Annotated in this window: 13 protein-coding genes and 1 tRNA gene; 3 read left to right on the forward strand and 11 right to left on the reverse strand. The window is 75.0% G+C overall.

Annotated features, from left to right (window positions below; translation table 11 throughout):
* Positions 1-16 precede the first annotated feature (16 nt).
* The 8 genes from BMW67_RS07220 to BMW67_RS07255 form a co-directional block, all read right to left on the reverse strand.
* On the reverse strand, positions 17-1,123 hold the full coding sequence (locus tag BMW67_RS07220; RefSeq protein WP_072746212.1) for a 2'-deoxycytidine 5'-triphosphate deaminase: 1,107 nt from the start codon (positions 1,121-1,123) through the stop codon (positions 17-19).
* A 70-nt stretch (positions 1,124-1,193) separates the two neighbouring features.
* Positions 1,194-1,270: transfer RNA gene (locus tag BMW67_RS07225), tRNA-Pro, on the reverse strand.
* Between the two features lie 115 nt (positions 1,271-1,385).
* Complete coding sequence (locus BMW67_RS07230; protein WP_245728478.1) at positions 1,386-1,925, reverse strand: MerR family transcriptional regulator; 540 nt, start codon at positions 1,923-1,925, stop codon at positions 1,386-1,388.
* Between the two features lie 93 nt (positions 1,926-2,018).
* The gene (ihfA, locus tag BMW67_RS07235; protein ID WP_072746210.1) at positions 2,019-2,348 is read right to left on the reverse strand and encodes an integration host factor subunit alpha; all 330 of its coding nucleotides are present in this window, start codon (positions 2,346-2,348) and stop codon (positions 2,019-2,021) included.
* 168 nt (positions 2,349-2,516) lie between these two features.
* Entirely contained in the window at positions 2,517-3,494 is a 978-nt protein-coding gene (locus tag BMW67_RS07240) for a beta-ketoacyl-ACP synthase III (protein WP_072746209.1), read from the reverse strand.
* Positions 3,491-4,645 (reverse strand): phosphate acyltransferase PlsX, encoded by a 1,155-nt coding sequence (gene plsX, locus BMW67_RS07245; protein WP_083581130.1) that lies wholly within the window; start codon positions 4,643-4,645, stop codon positions 3,491-3,493. Before plsX ends, BMW67_RS07240 begins: the two co-directional genes overlap by 4 nt.
* Before the next feature lie 32 nt (positions 4,646-4,677).
* Entirely contained in the window at positions 4,678-4,881 is a 204-nt protein-coding gene (gene rpmF / locus BMW67_RS07250; protein ID WP_072746208.1) for a 50S ribosomal protein L32, read from the reverse strand.
* A 269-nt stretch (positions 4,882-5,150) separates the two neighbouring features.
* Positions 5,151-5,807, reverse strand: a complete 657-nt coding sequence (locus BMW67_RS07255; protein ID WP_072746207.1) for a YceD family protein — start codon at positions 5,805-5,807, stop codon at positions 5,151-5,153.
* 540 nt (positions 5,808-6,347) lie between these two features.
* On the opposite strand from BMW67_RS07255, the gene bamE reads away from it, so the two are divergent.
* Positions 6,348-6,812, forward strand: coding sequence for an outer membrane protein assembly factor BamE domain-containing protein (gene bamE / locus BMW67_RS15675; protein ID WP_177174488.1), 465 nt, complete (start codon positions 6,348-6,350; stop codon positions 6,810-6,812).
* 27 nt (positions 6,813-6,839) lie between these two features.
* Here the strand turns inward: bamE and BMW67_RS07265 are convergent, their stop codons facing one another.
* The 3 genes from BMW67_RS07265 to BMW67_RS15680 all read right to left on the reverse strand — a co-directional run bounded on the left by BMW67_RS07265 (position 6,840) and on the right by BMW67_RS15680 (position 13,665).
* Complete coding sequence (locus BMW67_RS07265) at positions 6,840-8,093, reverse strand: MFS transporter (protein WP_072746561.1); 1,254 nt, start codon at positions 8,091-8,093, stop codon at positions 6,840-6,842.
* A 362-nt stretch (positions 8,094-8,455) separates the two neighbouring features.
* Positions 8,456-11,932, reverse strand: coding sequence for an indolepyruvate ferredoxin oxidoreductase family protein (locus BMW67_RS07270; protein ID WP_072746205.1), 3,477 nt, complete (start codon positions 11,930-11,932; stop codon positions 8,456-8,458).
* Between the two features lie 980 nt (positions 11,933-12,912).
* Positions 12,913-13,665: a helix-turn-helix transcriptional regulator gene (locus tag BMW67_RS15680; RefSeq protein ID WP_072746204.1), complete on the reverse strand. Its 753-nt coding sequence runs from the start codon at positions 13,663-13,665 to the stop codon at positions 12,913-12,915.
* A 365-nt stretch (positions 13,666-14,030) separates the two neighbouring features.
* On the opposite strand from BMW67_RS15680, the gene BMW67_RS15685 reads away from it, so the two are divergent.
* Positions 14,031-14,300, forward strand: a complete 270-nt coding sequence (locus BMW67_RS15685; protein WP_072746203.1) for a hypothetical protein — start codon at positions 14,031-14,033, stop codon at positions 14,298-14,300.
* Between the two features lie 45 nt (positions 14,301-14,345).
* Positions 14,346-17,228 carry a bifunctional [glutamine synthetase] adenylyltransferase/[glutamine synthetase]-adenylyl-L-tyrosine phosphorylase gene (locus BMW67_RS07285; protein ID WP_072746202.1) on the forward strand — a complete coding sequence of 961 codons (2,883 nt, stop codon included), beginning with the start codon at positions 14,346-14,348 and terminating at the stop codon, positions 17,226-17,228.
* Positions 17,229-17,231 lie beyond the last annotated feature (3 nt).

Genomic DNA, 17,231 nt, shown 5'->3' on the forward strand with positions numbered 1-17,231 from the left:
CCGGACGGGGCCGCGCTCAGCCGCCCGCGGGGTCGCGGAACTGCTTGGCCAGCTTCAGCCCCTGGCCCTGGTAGTTCGAGCCCAGCCCCGCGCCGTAGAGCACCTCGGGGCGCTCGGCCATGCGCTCGTAGACCAGCCGCCCCACCACCTGCCCGTGCTCGAGCGCGAAGGGCGCCTCGTAGCAGCGCACCTCGAGCACCCCGCGCGAACCCGCGCCCCCCGCCGCCGCATGGCCGAAGCCCGGGTCGAAGAAGCCGGCGTAATGCACGCGGAACTCGCCCGCCATGGCCAGGTAGGGCGCCATCTCGGCGGCGCAGTCGGGCGGAACATGCACGCTTTCGCGGCTGACGAGGATGTAGAACGCGCCGGGGTCCAGAATGACCGAGCCCGAGCGCGCGGGCAGCACCGGCTCCCAGAAGTCGAGGGGGTCGTAATGGCCGATGCGGTCCAGGTCGACCAGCCCCGCATGGGGGCGCGCGCGCCAGCCCGCCGGGCCGCCGCCGGGCATGGACAGATCGACCGAAAAGCCCAGCCCCTGGTCGATCACAGGCTCGACGTCCACCAGCCCGACCCTGGCGTGCAGGGCGCGCAGCTCGTCGTCGGCTAGCGACGCGCGGCCGCGCCGGAAGCGGATCTGGTTCAGCCGCATCCCCGGCCGCACCAGGACCGAGAAGGAGCGCGGCGAGATCTCGGCGTAGAGCGGGCCTTCGTAGCCCGCCTCGACGCGGTCGAATTCCTGCCCGCGATCGGCGATGAGGCGGGTGAGCAGGTCAAGCCGCCCGGTCGAGCTCTTGGCGTTCGCCACCGCGTGCACGTCGGCCGGCAGCGCCAGCGATTCGCGCAGCGGCACGACATAGACGCAGCCCTTCTCCAGCACCGCGCCGGGCGCGAGGTCGATCTCGTGCATGGCGAATTCGTCCAGCCGCCGGGCCACGCTGCGCCCGCGCGCCAGGAACGAGGCGCGCACCCGGTAGGCCCGCGCGCTCAGGCGCAGGTCGAGGCTGGCGGGCTGGATCTGGACCGGCTCGATCGGGCCGTCGGCGCGGATCATGCCGCGGGCGATCATGGCGCGGATGCTTTGGGCCGGCAGCACGCCCGGCCCCGGAGCGATGGCATCGGTCACGGCGTCTCCTCCCTCGCGGTGCGATGCGCGCAAACGCAAGACGCCAGCCCCGCAGGGCTGGCGTCCCATATGGTCGGGCTGGCGAGATTCGAACTCACGACCTTCCGTCCCCCAGACGGACGCGCTACCAAGCTGCGCTACAGCCCGTTGATGGCACGGGGTTTACTGCGCCGCGCGCCGTCTTGCAAGGGGGCAGGGGCGGGAAATTACGCGCCCGCGCGGGCGCAAGCCGCAAGCCGGGGCGCCCCCGCCGGGCGCGGGCTCAGAGCGCGGCGGGATCGGTGCGCAGGCGCTCGCGCAGGGCCTCGAGCTTGCGGATCACCGCCAGCACCCGCGCCCGGTCCGGCCGCGCCGGGGCGCTCGGGGCGGGCCCGGCGGCGGGATCGGGCGCACCCTGCGCCGCGGGCGCCGACCGGTCGGGCAGGGCCTGGTCGGGCAGGGATTCGGTGGGCAGGGATTCGGCGGGCTGGGGCCGGGCGGGCGCGTCGGCCGCTTGCGCCGCGCCCGCGCCCTCGTGCAGGGCCGCGCCGCGGGCGATCACATGCTTCGCCCCCTTTTGGCGCAGCACCTTCTGCGCGCCGCGAATCGTCAGCCCGTCCTCGTAGAGCATCTCGCGGATGCCCAGAAGCAGGTCCACATCCTCGGGGCGGTAGTAGCGGCGGCCGTTGCCGCGCTTGACCGGCTTGATCTGGGGAAAGCGCGTCTCCCAGAAGCGCAGGACATGGGCGGGCACGTCCAGCAGCTCGGCCACCTCCGAGATGGTGCGGAAGGCCTGGGGCGACTTTTCGACCGATCTCGGCACGTTCCCTCCCTGCGCCCGCATGGGGCGCGCTCATCGCCTTCGCCGCTTCGGGCGGCGCCTGCCCGCCCTGCGCCCGAGCGGGCGCGCCCGTCGTCAGACGGCGTCTTCGCGCTGCGACTCGGGCGCTTCGGCCTTGCCCCCGTTCACCCTGTCCTTGAGGATGTGCGAGGGGCGGAACACCAGCACCCGCCGCGGCTCGATGGGCACTTCCTCGCCCGTCTTGGGGTTGCGCCCCATGCGCGCGCCCTTCTCGCGCACCACGAAGGTGCCGAAGGACGAGATCTTCACCGTCTCGCCACGCACCAGCGCGTCGGAGACATGCCGCAGGATGCTCTCGACGAGCTCGGCCGATTCGTTGCGCGACAGGCCCACCTCTCGATAGACCGCCTCGCTCAGATCGAGCCGGGTGTAAGTCTTGGGCATTGCGCGCCCCTTCCCTGTCGTTGTCCGGCGGACCGTTCTTTGCGGCCCGATCGTTGCGCGCGGCGCGCCGCGCCGCATGGCGCAAAGCCTAGGGGGTGGGGGGAATTGGAGTCAATATCAACGCCTTGGCCCGGCGCGATGCTGCGGCGCGTCAAGACGCGCCGCGCCTTACCAGCGCACCAGCGCCGCGCCCCAGGCCAGGCCGCCGCCGATGGCCTCCATCAGCAGCAGGTCGCCGCGGCGGATGCGGCCCTCGGCCGCCGCCTCGCTCAGCGCCAGCGGGATCGAGGCGGCCGAGGTGTTGCCGTGATTCTGGACCGTGACCACGACCTTCTCCATCGGCAGGCCGGTCTTGCGCGCGGTGGCCTCGATGATGCGGATGTTGGCCTGATGGGGCACCATCCAGTCGATGTCCTCGGGGCGCGCCCCGACGGCCTCCATGGCCTCGTGCGCCACCTCGGCCAGCTTCTGCACCGCGTGCTGGAAGACCTTGCGCCCCTCCATGCGCAGCACGCCCACGGTCTGCGTGGCCGAGGGGCCGCCGTCGACGTAGAGCAGCTGGTTGTGCGCGCCGTCCGAGTGCAGCCGCGTGGCCAGCACGCCGCGATCGGCCAGGGTGCCCTCGCCCTCGTCCGCCGACAGGATCAGCGCGCCGGCCCCGTCGCCGAACAGCACGCAGGTCGAGCGGTCGGTCCAGTCCATGATGCGGGTGAAGGTCTCGGCGCCGATGACCATGACGTTGCGCGCCTGGCCCGAGACGATCATCGAGTTGGCGGTGGACAGGGCGAAGATGAAGCCCGCGCACACCGCCTGCACGTCGAAGGCGAAGCCGCGCGTCATGCCCAGCGCGTGCTGCACCCGGGTCGCGGTCGAGGGGAAGGTCTGGTCGGGCGTGGCCGTGGCCAGGATGATGGCGTCCAGCTCGTTCGCCTCCATCCCCGCATTGGCCAGCGCCGCGCGCGCGGCGTGGGTCGCAAGATCCGAGGTCTTTTCGTCCGGCGCGGCGAAGCGCCGTCGCTCGATGCCCGAGCGCGAGCGGATCCATTCGTCGCTCGTGTCGAGCGTGGCCGCGAACTCGGCATTCTCGACCACCCGTTCGGGCAGGTAGTGTCCGCACCCCACGGGCGCCGCGCGCCTTACGCTCATGTCTCTCCACCCCTGGACTGTGACGATTCGGCCGCCGCAGTCTCGGGGGCGCGGAGCGCCTTTGCAACCTGCTGCGCCACGCGCTGCGGAAAGCCGGTGCGCGCCATGCGCGCCGCCAGGCGGATCGCGGCGGCGAATCCGGTCGCGTCGGCGCCGCCATGGCTCTTGACCACGGCCCCGTTCAGCCCCAGGAACACGCCGCCGTTCACGCGCCGCGGGTCGATGCGCTTGCGCAGCCTTTGCAGCGAGGTGTAGGCGGCCAGCGCGCCCAGCCGGCTGAGGGGGCTGTGGGCGAAGGCGGCGCGCAGCAGCTCGTTGATGAGGCTGGCGGTGCCCTCGGCGGTCTTGAGCGCGATGTTCCCGGTGAAGCCGTCGGTGACGATGACGTCCACCCGGTCGGACAGGATGTCGCCGCCCTCGACGAAGCCGACATAGTCGAAGCCCGCGCCCGGCTCGGCCGCGCGCGCGCCGATCAGCGCCGAGGCCTGGCCGCGCTCGGCCCCGCCCTTGTGCGCCTCGGAGCCGACGTTCAGCAGGCCCACCCGCGGCTTGTCCAGCCGCAGGCCCAGCCGCGCGTATTCGGCGCCCATGACGGCGTATTGCAGCAGGTTGTGCGGGTCGGCGCGGATGTCGGCGCCCACGTCGAGGACGATGTTGTAGCCCGCCGGATTGCGCGAGGGCCAGAACACGGCGATCGCCGGGCGGTCCACGCCCGGCGCGCGCCGCAGACGCAGCACCGACAGCGCCATCAGCGCGCCCGTGTTGCCGCAAGAGACGGCGGCGCCCGCCTCGCCGCGCGCCACGGCGTCGATCGCGCCCAGCATCGAGGTGCCGCGCGCGTTGCGCATCACGCGCGAGGGCTTGTCGTCCATCGACACCTCGCCCTCGGCATGGCGCAGCTCGACCCGCGCCGCCAGGCCCGAGCGCCGGCGCAACAGCCGGCGCAGCTCGGCCTCGTCGCCATGGACGATGAAGCGCAGGCCCGGATCGTGGCGCGCCGCCTTGGCCATGCCGGCGACCACCGCGGCCGGGCCGCGGTCGCCGCCCATGGCGTCGATCGAGATCACCGCCGGGGGCCGCTCGGCGCCCTCCGGCGCCGCGGAACCGGCGGCGCGGGACGAGGCGCGTTGTGCTTCATCCGTCTCGATCATCCGGCGGGGGCCGCTTCGTCAGAGGGGGGCGATCACGCCTCGTCGTCGAGATCCACGTCCTCGACCATCGCCACGACCTCGCGGCCGCCGTAATGGCCGCAGGCGCCGCAGACATGATGCGGGCGCTTGAGCTCGCCGCAGTTGGGGCACTCGTTCGAGCTCTCAGCCACCAGCGCGTCATGGGCGCGGCGCATGTTGCGCTTGGAGCGCGTGACTCGGTTCTGGGGGACCGCCATGTTCTCAACTCCGCATCTGCGTCGCGCCGGCCTTGGCCGGGCGTCGCCGGTTGTCCGTTCATGTCCATCGGCGCGGGGCGCCGTCCGATCCGGGCGCGGCGCGGCGCGCCAAGCGCCGTCTCCGCCCCCGCGTCATCCCCGCGCCGGCCGCCGCGCGCCCGGTCGGGGCCGACCGCGCCCGCGCCCGCATGCAGCCTCGGGGAAACGAGACGCGGAACATACTCGATCGGCCGCCGAGGGCAAGGGGTTTTCTCCGCCCCCGGGGCGGCTCAGGCGTCGCCCTTGCGGGGCCCGGGGTCGGGCGCGTCGTCCTCGGCGCCCTCGGGGCGCGGGGCGTCCGCCTCGGCGCCGTTCTCGCGCGCGGCGAGGCGCGCGCGCAGCTCGGCCAGCGCGGCGAAGGGGCGCGGGGCGTCCTCCTCGATCGGCGCGGCGCCCGGCGGAAGGGCCGAGTCGCGCGCCAGCGCCGCGCCGGGCCGGCGCGGATAGGGGTCGATGGCCAGCGCCGCCGCCTCGGCCGCCGCCTCGCCGGGGTCGAGCGTCTCGCCCAGCGGCTCGGGCGGGTCCTCGGCGTCGGGGTCGAGGTCGGGCCCCAGCGTCTCGGGGTCGGGGGCGCCGGGCAGGTAGAGGCGCGAGAAAGGCTCCTCGATCACCTGCTCGACCGGCTCGAGCGAGACGACGCAGCTTTGCGTGACGCGCGCGCGCACCACGCCGCGCATGCGCCAGCCGTTCTTCTCGGGCTCGATGCGCCCGCTGGTCGAAAAGGCCCCGACCTCGAGCACGCCGTAGCGTCGCGCCAGGGCGGCGCGCTCGTCCTCGGTGGCGGTTTCGTCGAAGGCCAGCCCCTCGGCGGGCAGGCGGGCGACGCGCCGCTCGCGCCGCATCTCGGGCCGCGGCGGGGCGGCGGGGCGCGGGGGGGATTTCTTCATCGCATGCTCCTTGCCCGGCGCGCTCGGGCCGCGGCGGTCCGGGATCGGGGCCATCCTCCGGGCCGGCATCGAGGCCGGCGACCGGCGGGGCGGGACGCGCCGCGATCGCGCCAAGGCTCAGATAGCGCGGCGGCGCGCGCGGCTCAAGGGCGCGCGCCGCCCGGTTCCCGAGGCGGCGCGGGCGCGCGGCGGCGGGGCAGGGCGCGGGGGGCAGGTTCGGGCTGGGCGCGCGGGGGCGGGGCGCGCGGGCAGGTTCGGGCCGGGCGCGTTGCGCGGCGCGGTTTGCGAGCGGCGCGGGCCGGCTGCGGGCGGCGGTGCAGGGGCGCGGCCGCGGGCGCGGCGGGGCAGGGTTGCGGCCTGGGGGCCGGGGCCCGCCCTGCGCGCCTGTGCGTGCGGACCCTTGCGCACCCTTGCGCCGGCGCCGCCCTGCGCGCCCGCGCATGCGCGCCGGCACGCCCCGGGGGCTTGCGCGCGCGCTTGAATTCGGGTCCCGCGCGCGCTAGGCATCGCTGCAAGATGAACCGCGGCGGGAGAGCCCCAGTGTCCAGAGCAATCACGGCCGGCGCGTTCGCGCTTGCGCTGGCGGCCGCAGGCTGCACGCCCATCGTCACCACGCATGGCTACGCCCCCGCCCCCGAGCAGCTGGCCCAGATCCAGCCGGGCGTCGACACCCCTCAGACGGTGGCGCGCAAGATCGGCCGGCCGCTGACCGGCGGCGTGCTGCGCGACGATGCGTGGTATTACGCCTCGTCGCGGTTCGAGACGGTGGGCGCCTATCCGCCGCGCGTGACCGACCGGCGCGTGGTGGTGGTGCGCTTCGGCCCCGACGGCTTCGTTCAGGGCGTCGAGACCTACGGGCTCGAGGACGGGCGCGTCATCAACCTTGTCACCCGCACCACCCCGACCTATGGGCGCGAGCTGACGGTGCTGCAGCAGCTGTTCGGCAACCTGGGCAATGTCGGCGCGACCGCGACCGAGGCGGGGATGGGGCGCCCGGGCGGCTGAGCCAGCGCCCCGCGCCCGGCGTCGCGCTCAGGCCGCCGGGCGGCGCAGGGCGAACCAGATCAGCGCCCCGCCCGCCAGGGTCAGGAAGGGGATCATCGCCAGGTTCACCGCGCTCCACCCCGTCTGCGGGTCGCCGCCCACGCAGTTCATCAGCCCGCCCGAGGCCAGCGACGCCAGCGTGACCATCCCGAACACGGCGAAGTCGTTCAGCCCCTGCACGCGCGCGCGCTCTTCGGGCGCATGGGCGCCGGCCAGCATCGAGGTCGCGCCGATATAGCCGAAGTTCCACCCCAGCCCCAGCAGCACGAGCGCGAGGTAGAAGTTCGACAGCTCGACCCCCGCCAGCGCCGCCGCCCCCGCGCCCGCCAGCAGCAACAGCCCGAGCGCGATGATCCGCGTCTCGCCGAAGCGCGCGATCAGCGCGCCGGTGAAGAAGCTGGGCGCGAACATGGCCAGCACATGGGCCGAGACGATGTCCGCCGCGTCCGAGGCGCCGAACCCGCAGCCGACCACCGCCAGCGGCGTCGAGGTCATCACCAGGTTCATCAGCGCATAGGACACCATCGCGCAGATCATCGGCGTGAGGATGCGCGGATCGCGCAGCAGCGCCCCGATCGGCCGGCCCCGGGGCGCGTCCGCGCGCGGGCGCGGGCGCGGGATGTCCAGCAGCAGGAACAGCGGCGCCCCGAGGATGTTGAGCGCCGCCACCGCCGCATACGCCCCCGCGAAGGGAACGGGCGCCATGGCGTCGGCGGTCAGCTTGACCAGCTGCGGGCCCAGGATCGCGGCCGCCAGCCCGCCCGCCATCACCCATGAGATCGCCTTCGGCCGAAAGGCGTCCGACGCCGTGTCGGCGGCGGCGAAGCGGTAGAAGCCCTGCGCGCTCATGTAGACGCCGGTGCACAGCGCGCCGGCCAGAAACAGCGCGAACGAGTCGAACATCAGCCCCAGCGCGCACAGCGTCGCGCCCGCCGCGCCGCCCGCCGCGCCGGTCAGGAACCCGACCCGCCGCCCGCGCCGGCCCATGAGCCCCGAAATCGCCGGCGCCGACAGCATCGAGCCCAGCACGATGAGCGAGATGGGCAAGGTCGCCAGGCACTTGTCCGGCGCCAGGATCTGCCCCGCGAGGCCGCCGAGGATGAAGTTCACCGGCATCTGCGCGCCAAGGATCGCCTGCGCGGCCACCAGGGCCAGCACGTTTCGCCGCGCGCGGCGATCGTCGACGGCCTCGGGCGCGGCGTCGGCGACGAGGGGCTTTTCGGGAGCGGGGCGTTCGGACATGTCGGTCATGGCCGCGTTCTAGACCCGCGCGGGGCCGACGCAAAGGCGCGGCGCCAGCGGCGCGAGGTCGCGTCCCGGCGCGCAACGGCGCGACATGGCGCCAACGACCCGGCCGACGCCCCGAACCCGGCGCATCGCCGCGCCCGCGCCTTGCCAGGCGCCCCGAACCCGGCCCGCCACTCCGCCCGCGGCTCGCGCGGCGCCCCGAACCCCGCTCCTCAAAGCGCCGGCGCCCCGAACCCGGTCCGTCAGTCCGCCTGCGGCTCGCGCGGCGTCCCGGAACCAGCCCGTCACGCCGCCCGCGGCTCGGCCGCCGCCCCGAACCTCGCTCCTCAAAGCGCCGGCGCCCCGAACCCGACCCGTCACGCCGCCCGCGCCTCGGCCGGCGTCTCGAGCCGGGCGCGCAGGCGCGTGCGCCGCGCCTCGGCGCGCTGGGCGGCGGCGGCGCGCACATGCCCATAGCCTCGGATCGTTTCGGGCAGCGCCAGCAGCTCGCGCACGGCGTCGAGCGTGTCTGGCGACAGGCGCGCGGCGGCAAGCTCCAGATCCTCCAGATACGCCGCCTCGAGACGCCGGGCCAGCTCGGCCTCTTCGCCGCGGCGGAAGGGGTCGAGCCATGTGCCGCGCAGGAAGCGCAGCGCCGACATGACCTTGAAGGCGCCCATCGCCCAGCCGCCGACCTCGCCCTTGACGTGCTTGCCCGTGGCCGGGTCGAGGCGCCCGAAGGGCCAGGCGCCGATGTGGAAGGTCAGCTTCAGATCGCCCTCGAAGGCGCGCTCGAGCTCGCGCCGGAACTCGGGCCGGGCGTAAAGGCGGGCGACCTCCCACGGATCCTTCGGCGCCATCAGCTTGAAGAGGCCCTGCGCCGCCGCGCGCGACGCCCCGTCGCCCCGCCCCAGCGCGGCCTCGGCCGCCAGCAGCGGCGCCAGCCGCGCGCGGTAGCGGCGCGCCAGACGGCGGCCGCCATAGGCGCGCAGCCGCGCGGCGCGGTCCTCGATCAGCGCCTCGAGCGGCGTCTCGCGGCGCGCGGCCAGATCGACCGGCGGCGCCGGCGCCGCCTCGCGCGCCATGCGCTCGACGCGCTCGGGATCATGCGCAGCCAGGCGGCCCAGGGCGAAGGCGCGGCGGTTCAGCTCGACCTGCACGCCGTTGAGCTCGATGGCGCGCATGATCGCCTCGTGCGAGAGGGGCAGGGCGCCCAGCTGCCAGGCGGCGCCCAGCAGCATCATGTTGGCGTAGATCGCGTCGCCCAGGAGCGCGGCGGCGATGCGCTCGGCATCCAGGATCAGCGCGCGCCCCTCGGCCGCCGCCGCGCGCAGGCGCGCCGTCAGCTCGTCGGCGTTGAGCGCCCAGTCGGGGTTGCGCGCGAAGTCGGCGGTCGGGGTCAGCGTGCGGTCGGCCACCACCCGTCCGCCGTCGGGGCGGAGCGCGGCCAGCGACTCGGCCCCCGCGGCCACCACCAGATCGCAGCCGATCAGCAGGTCGGCCTCGCCCGCGGCGATGCGCGTGGCGGTCAGCTGCGCCGGGTCGCGGGCGATCTTCACATGGCTGTGAACGGCGCCGTATTTCTGCGCCAGACCCGTGACGTCGAGGTTCGAGCTGAACAGCCCGTCGGCATGCGCGGCGATGGCCAGCGTCTGGCCCATGGTGACCACGCCCGTTCCGCCGATGCCCGCGATCAGCACCGCCGTCGCGCCGTCCACCGGCGCGGGGCGCGGGGCGGGCAGGGCGGAATCGTCGATCTGCGCGGCCTCGACGCGCGCCTTGCGCGGGCGCGCGCCCGACACGGTGACGAAGCTGGGGCAGAACCCCTCGACGCACGAGAAATCCTTGTTGCACGAGGACTGGTTGATGCGCCGCTTGCGGCCAAGCTCGGTCTCGAGCGGCTCGATGGCCATGCAGTCCGAGACCGTCGAGCAGTCGCCGCAGCCCTCGCACACCTCGGCGTTGATGAAGACGCGCCGGTCCGGGTCGGGCCATTTGCCGCGCTTGCGCAGGCGCCGGCGCTCGGTGGCGCAGGGCTGGTCGTAGATCAGGGCGGTGACCTCGGGAATCTCGCGCAGCTCCTTCTGCACGGCCTCGAGCTGGGCGCGCGGATGCAGGGTCACCCCCTCGGGCAGGGGCAGGTCCTTGTGGCGCTCGGGCTCGTCCGCCACCAGCGCGATGCGGCGCACGCCCTCGGCGCGCAGCTGCTCGATCATGCGCGCGGGGCTCAGCTCGCCGTCCACGGGCTGGCCGCCGGTCATCGAGACGAAGCCGTTGTGCAGCAGCTTGAACGTGATCGGCACGCCCGCCGCCACCGCCGCGCGGATGGCCAGGATGCCGGAATGGAAATAGGTGCCGTCGCCCATGTTGGCGAAGACGTGGCGCTCCTGGGTGAAGGGCTGCTGGCCGATCCACATCGCCCCCTCGCCGCCCATGTGCGACATGCCGTTGGTGCGCATGGGATCGCGCATCATGGCCATCGAGTGGCAGCCGATCCCCGCCAGCGCGCGGCTGCCCTCGATGACCTTGGTCGAGCGCCCGTGCGGGCAGCCCGCGCAGAACGAGGGCGCGCGCGTCGGCCCGCCCGCCCGCGCGGCCTCGGGCAGGGGCGCGTTGGCGCCGCCGACGCCGCAATCGGGGTCGAGCGACAGCGCCGTGCGCGCCACCACCTGCGCCACGCGCCCGGGGTCCAGCTCGCCCACGGCGGGGAAGGCGGGCTCGGCCGCGCCGGCGCCGTAAAGGCGGCCGTCGAAGAACTTGCCGATCAGGCGCGGCGGGTTGGGCGCGCCGTAAAGGATCGAGCGGATCTGGTCCTCGATCAGCGGGCGCTTCTCCTCGACCACGACGATGGCCTCGAGCCCGCGCGCGAAGTCGCGCACGATCTCGTCGTCCAGCGGCCAGGTCATGCCCAGCTTGAGCAGCCGGACGGGCATGCGCCCCAGCATCCCGTCGCGCATGCCCAGCGCGCGCAGCGCCTGGCGCAGGTCCTGCCAGGACTTGCCCGACGAGACGATGCCGATGCGCGCCTCGGCCGGGCCCTCGATGCGGTTGAGGCCGTTGAGCCGCGCGTAGTCCAGCGCCCGGCCGATGCGCCGCTCGTAAAGCATGGCCTCCTGCTGAAGGAAGGGGCGGAAGACCTGCGGGCCGACATCGGCCTTGCCTTCGGGCATGACGATGGGCGGGCTGTCGGGGCCGACCAGCACCGAGCCGCCGCCCTCGATCACGTCGGTGACCAGCTTCATGCCGACAAGGCAGCCCGACCATCGGCTCATGGCGATGCCGTGCAGGCCCAGATCCAGCACCTCCTGCGCGTTCGAGGGGGCCAGCAGCGGCGCGCCGATCGAGACGAAGTTGTAGTCCGAATAGCACGCGACGGTCGAGCTCTTGGCCCCGTGGTCGTCTCCGACCAGCAAGAGCGCGCCGCCGCGCGGGCTCGCCCCGCTGAGATTGGCGTGGCGCAGCGGGTCCATCGAGCGGTCCATGCCCGGCGCCTTGCCATACCAGATCGAGAACACCCCATCGACCGTGGCGCCCGGATAGAGCCCGACCATCTGCGCGCCCCAGGCGGCGGTGGCGGCCAGATCCTCGTTCACGCCGGGGCGGAAGACGATGTTGTGCGCGCGCAGCGCCTCCTGCGCCTGCCACAGCTCGATGTCGTAGCGCCCCAGCGGCGAGCCGCGATAGCCCGAGATGAAGCCCCCCGTAATCAGCCCCGCCGCCGCGTCGCGCTTGCGCTGCTGGATGGGCAGACGCACCAGCGCCTGCATGCCGGTCATGTAGAGCCAACCCTCTTCGGCCTCGATCCGGTCGGCAAGGGTCATGTTCAGGCGCTTGGGGGCGACGTTCACGCTCATGGCTGCTCCTCCGCGGTCGGCGCCCGGCCGCGGCGGGGCGCTTGCAGCATTCAACGGCCCCGGGGCGGGCGCGTCCATCCATTTTCTTTGCGCAGAACGGAATGACGTTTCGCGCCGCCCGCGAATGCCTCCGCCCCCGCCCCGCGCACGGGCGGCGTCGCCTTGCGCGCAAGTGGGCGTGGCTCGCGCCCGCAACGTCGCCGCGCGCGTCGGCGCGGTTGACGGCGTGGTTGGCGGCGCGGGCGGCGCGCCGGTTGCTGTGCGGGGCGGGCCTGTTTGCGGGCGCGCCCTGCGGGTTTGCGGCAGATCCGCCGCGCCCCGGCGCCTCGGATCCCGGCGCGCCGCGGGCGGACGGGTCCTTGGCCGCGCCGCCGCGCAAGGCCCGCGCCGCCGATCTTCGCCGGCCCGGTCGGCGCGCGGCGGCCGCTGGCCGCGCGCCCTCGCGCGCGTCGGGCCGATGATGGCCGGGGCGGCGCAGGCCGCTCGGCCCGTGTGTCGGGCGGGCGACGCGGATCAGGGAGGCGATCGGCAGGGGCAGGCTTGCGAAAGGGCGCGCGCTTTGGCCGAAGCCGCGGGGGCGTTCGACAGGATCATCCGGTCAAGTCGGTCGGCCCAAACGGATCGGCCAAGTCATGGCGTCGCCGCACGGGCGCGCCGCAGGCCGCCGGAGCCGTCCGCGATCGCCCCCAATGTGGGCGGGCGCGCCATTGTTGCGCCTGAGCAGATCGGTTGCCCTTGCGGCTGCCTCGTGCGCGCGCCGTCGCTCCATGGACGCGCCCGCCCGCGCCGCGCGCCCGATGCGCGGGCCAGGATCCGGCGCGCCGCCGTGACGAGCCGGCCGAAGGCGCGGGGGCGTTTGCGCAGGGTGCGAGGTGCGCGCGGCGGCGCAGATGAGGCGCGGCGATCGAGACAAAATGCCTTTGGGGCGCGACGTGCGCGCGGCGGTGCGTCCGCAAGGCGGCGCATCCGCAAGGGCGATCTCAGCGCGCCGCGCCCAGCCTGCGCGCGCCCGCGGCGCCATCGGCCGCGTCCTCGCCTTCCGGTCGGCCCTGTTCGCCGCCGCTGCCCTCGGCGGCGCCCGATTCCGCCCGCGCCGGCGGCTCGGAGGGCCGTCCGGGCGCCGGGCGCCGACGGCGGCGGCGCGCCGAGGCCGGAGCGCCCGATTCCGGTCCGCCTTCGCAGTCGAACGCCCCTTCCGCCGCACGACGCCCGGGGGCTTGCGCCGGACGTCGCGCGGGCGCGGCCAGCTTGGCGCCGTCATCCGCCGGGCCGGCGCCCGATCCGGCAGCCCCGCCGGCGCCGCCGGCTCCGCCGTTCCCGTCGCCGTCGCCGCCCGTGCGCGCCTTCGCGCCGGCGCCCGTCCGCCGCGCGCGGCGCAGCGTGGCCGAGGGCGCTTCGCCGAAGCGCGCGCGGTAGGCCGCTGCGAAGCGGCCCAGGTGATTGAAGCCGCAGGCCAGCGCGATCTCGCTCACGCCTTCGTGCGGCCCCGGGCTGTCAAGGCGCGCGCGCGCCAGGTCGAGGCGCATGTTCGTCAGCCGCTCGCGCGGGGGTTCGCGGCCCATCTCGCGAAAAGCCATCTGAAGACGGCGCAGCGTCACGCCCACGTCGCGCGCGACGGCGGCCGCGGTGAGCGGCTCGGTCATGCGCGCGCGCATGATCTCTTCCGCCGCCAGGGTCAGCGCGCGCGCGCGGGGCGAGGGCGCCGCGCCTTGCGAGTCGTTCTGTCTGTTCATGGCGCCAAGGACCGCTTCGTTGGAATGTTGCCGTGGCGGAAGCCTGCGCGCCATGAGAGCGCGTCGCGTGAGGGGCCTGCTCGGTCGCCCGGGGGCGTCCGGTTCCGCGCGCCAGCGGCTTCTCCCTTGGGCGCAATGGAAGAATTGCCGCTCAACCTTTGACGAATCGTTGTGGATAACCATGAAGCGCGCGCGCAATGCCGAAAAATCGCCGGGAATTTTCCCGAGATTTCGCGTTGCGGATTGCGAGAGCCGCCCGCCATCGCCTCAATGCTGCGGCTTTTCGGTCGATGTCAGCGACGTCGCTTCAGCCGATGGTTGAAGCCGGCGGCGCTCGCGCGGCGAGGCTGGCGGGGTTTGCAGGCATGGATGACGGGCGGAGACCGGACCATCGGTTCGCGGCGCGCGCGGCGGCGGCGGGGTTCCTGGCGCTTGCGGCCGCCGCGGCCTTCGCCGGCGCGGCGACGGGCGATTTCTCGGCAAGCCGCTCGCTTGCCGCCCCCTGGGCGCAGTTGGCGCAGCGCGTGGCGGGGGACGGGCCGCCGGCGGTCGAGGGGCTGGGCGTGATGGGCGGCGCGCTGATCAACGCTGTCGTGGTGGGCGCGCTGGTCTGGGTCGGCCTGCGGCGGCGCTGAGCCGCGGCTGTTGACAGCGCGCGCGCCGGCGGCGAAGCATCGCGCATGACCGCCACCAGCCCTTCCGCGCCGACGGCGCGCCCGCTTGCCGACCGCATCCGCCGCCTTCCGCGCGCGCACGACCCGCGCCGCGGCGCCGAGGCGTGGGCGGCGCTCGACCTCGATCCGGCGCTGCGCCCGCTGATCGAGGGCGCCGCGGGCTCTTCGCCCTACCTGCAGGGCCTGATGCGGGCCGAGGGCGCGTGGCTGTCTCGGGCCCTGGCCGCGCCGCCCGAGCAGGCCATGGCCGAGATCCTGGACCAGGTGCGCGCCATGCCGGCGACGGTCGAACGGCCCGATCGCGGCCCCTGGCTGCGCCGGGCCAAGCGGCGCGCGGCGCTCCTCATCGCGCTGTGCGATCTGGCGGGCGCGTGGTCGCTGGAGGAGACGACGGGCGCGCTGTCGGATCTGGCCGACGCGGCGGTGGACGCGGCGCTGCGCGCGCTGGTGGCGGACGAGGCCGCGCGCGGGCGCCTGCCCGGCCCCGACGAGGATCCGGGCGGCTGCGCGGGGCTGACGGCGCTGGCCATGGGCAAGGGCGGCGCGCGCGAGCTGAACTACTCGTCCGACATCGACCTGATCTTCCTGTTCGACGAGTCGCGCTATGGCGCGCGCGACGCGCTCGAGGCGCGGGCGCGGCTCATCAAGGTGTGCCAGCAGGCCACGCGGCTGCTCAGCCAGCCCACGGGCGAGGGCTACGTCTTCCGCGTCGACCTGCGCCTGCGCCCCGACCCCTCGACGACGCCGGTCTGCGTGTCGATGGGCATGGCCGAGCAGTATTACGAGAGCCTCGGCCGCACCTGGGAGCGCGCGGCCTACATCAAGGCGCGCGCGGCGGCGGGCGACGTCGCGGCGGGCGAGGCCTTTCTGCGGCGCCTGACGCCCTTCATCTGGCGCAAGCATCTGGATTACGCCGCCATCGGCGACGCGCAGGGCATCCGCGAGCGCATCCGCGCCCATCGCGGCGTGGGCGGGCCGATCCGCCTGCCGGGGCACGACATGAAGCTGGGCCGCGGCGGGATCCGCGAGATCGAGTTCTTCGTCCAGACGCGGCAGCTGATCTGCGGCGGCCGCGACCCCTCGCTGCGCGCGCGCGCCACGCGCAAGGCGCTGGCCGCGCTGACCGAGGCCGGCTGGGTCGGCGAGGACGAGCGCGCCGCGCTCGACGCCGCCTATGTCGCCCATCGCGAGATCGAGCACAGGCTGCAGATGATCGAGGACGCGCAGACCCATGTCATGCCCGTTTCGGCCGAGGCGCGCGCGCGCGTCGCGGCGCTGTGCGGGCGCGAGGATCAGGCGGCATGGGAGGCCGAGATCATGGCGCGGCTCGAGACGGTCGATCGCCTGACCGAGCCCTTCTTCACGCCGGGCCCGCGCCAGGCCGCCCCCGCGGCCGACGCCGAGGCGCTGGCGGCGATGGGCTTCGCGCGCCCCGACGCCGCCGAGGCGACGCTGATGCGCTGGCGAGACGGCGAGATCCCCGCCACGCGCAACGCCCGCGCGCGCGAGCTGCTGGGCCGTCTCGAGCCGCTGATCCTGCGCAGCCTGTCGCGCGCCGCCCAGGCCGACGAGGCCCTGGCCCATTTCGACCGCTTCCTGTCGGGCCTGCCGGCGGGCGTGCAGATCCTGTCGCTGTTCGAATCGAACCCGGCGCTTCTGGACCTGATCGCGCAGCTATGCGCCGCCGCGCCGCGCCTGGCCGAGCATCTGGGCCGCAACGCCCAGGTTCTGGACGCGCTGCTCGACCGCGACTTCTTCGAGCCCCTGCCCGCCGCCGACGCGCTGCGCAAGGATCTGGCCGCGGCGCTGGCGGCCGAGCAGGATTACGAGCGCAAGCTCGACCGCGCCCGCCGCTGGCGCAAGGAGGCCGCCTTTCGCGTCGGCGTACAGCTGCTGCGCGGGCTGGCCGACCCGGCCGAGGCGGCGCGCGGCTTCTCGGCCATCGCCGAGGCCTGCCTGCAGGCGCTGCTGCCCGAGGTCGAGGCCGAGTTCGCCCGCCGCCATGGCCCGCCCCCCGGCCGCGGCGCGGCGATCCTCGCGATGGGCAAGCTCGGCAGCGCCGAGATGACCGCGGGTTCGGACCTGGACCTGATCCTGCTTTACGACGCGGCGGGGCAGGAGACGTCCGAGGGCCCGCGCCCGCTTGCCGCCTCGGCCTATTTCTCGCGCTTCGCGCAGGCGCTGATCAGCGCCGTCAGCGCCAAGACGGCCGAGGGCGCGCTCTACGAGATCGACATGCGCCTGCGCCCCTCGGGCCGGCAGGGCATGGTGGCGACCTCGCTGGCGGGGTTCGAGGACTACCAGCGCGCCAAGGCCTGGACATGGGAGCACATGGCGCTGACGCGCGCGCGCGCCGTCGCCGGGCGCGCGGATCTGATGGCCGACGTGGACGAGGCGGTGGCGCGCGCCCTGAGCCTGCCGCGCGACGAGGCCGCCACCCTGGCCGACGCCGCCCGGATGCGCGCGCGCGTCGCCGCGGCGCATGGCGCGCGCCGCGCCGATCCGTGGGACGTCAAGCATGCCGCGGGCGGGTTGATGGACATCGACTTCGTCGCCCAGGCCGGCGCGCTGATCCTGGGGCGCGGACGCCCCGCCGGCGCCGAGGCGGCGATCGCGGCGCTGGCCGAGGCGGGGCGGCTCGGCGCCGACGAGGCCGAGGCGCTGATCGCCGCGCGCCGCCTTCAGAGCGCGGTGCAGCAGCTGACCCGCGTCGCGCTGGACGGCGACCCGCGCCCCGAGGCCTTCGGCGCCGAGCTGCGCGGCGTGCTGTGCCGCGCGACGGGGGCCGCCGACGTCGCGGCGCTCGAGGCGCGGCTGGCCGAGGCGCAGGCGCGCGCCGCCGCCGCGGCCGACCGCTTCCTGCCCGCCCCGGCGCCCGAGGCGGGCTGAGCG

Source organism: Oceanicella actignis (assembly GCF_900111545.1).
Classification (GTDB): Bacteria; Pseudomonadota; Alphaproteobacteria; order Rhodobacterales; family Rhodobacteraceae; genus Oceanicella; species Oceanicella actignis.

Excerpts from the sequence above, each read along its gene's own strand:
- ihfA (WP_072746210.1), bottom strand. The coding sequence starts at position 2,348 with ATGCCCAAGACTTACACCCGGCTCGATCTGAGCGAGGCGGTCTATCGA.
- BMW67_RS07240 (WP_072746209.1), bottom strand. The coding sequence starts at position 3,494 with ATGAGCGTAAGGCGCGCGGCGCCCGTGGGGTGCGGACACTACCTGCCC.
- plsX (WP_083581130.1), bottom strand. The coding sequence starts at position 4,645 with ATGATCGAGACGGATGAAGCACAACGCGCCTCGTCCCGCGCCGCCGGT.
- rpmF (WP_072746208.1), bottom strand. The coding sequence starts at position 4,881 with ATGGCGGTCCCCCAGAACCGAGTCACGCGCTCCAAGCGCAACATGCGC.
- BMW67_RS07255 (WP_072746207.1), bottom strand. The coding sequence starts at position 5,807 with ATGAAGAAATCCCCCCCGCGCCCCGCCGCCCCGCCGCGGCCCGAGATG.
- BMW67_RS07265 (WP_072746561.1), bottom strand. The coding sequence starts at position 8,093 with ATGTCCGAACGCCCCGCTCCCGAAAAGCCCCTCGTCGCCGACGCCGCG.
- BMW67_RS07270 (WP_072746205.1), bottom strand. The coding sequence starts at position 11,932 with ATGAGCGTGAACGTCGCCCCCAAGCGCCTGAACATGACCCTTGCCGAC.
- BMW67_RS15680 (WP_072746204.1), bottom strand. The coding sequence starts at position 13,665 with ATGAACAGACAGAACGACTCGCAAGGCGCGGCGCCCTCGCCCCGCGCG.
- BMW67_RS15685 (WP_072746203.1), top strand. The coding sequence starts at position 14,031 with ATGGATGACGGGCGGAGACCGGACCATCGGTTCGCGGCGCGCGCGGCG.
- BMW67_RS07285 (WP_072746202.1), top strand. The coding sequence starts at position 14,346 with ATGACCGCCACCAGCCCTTCCGCGCCGACGGCGCGCCCGCTTGCCGAC.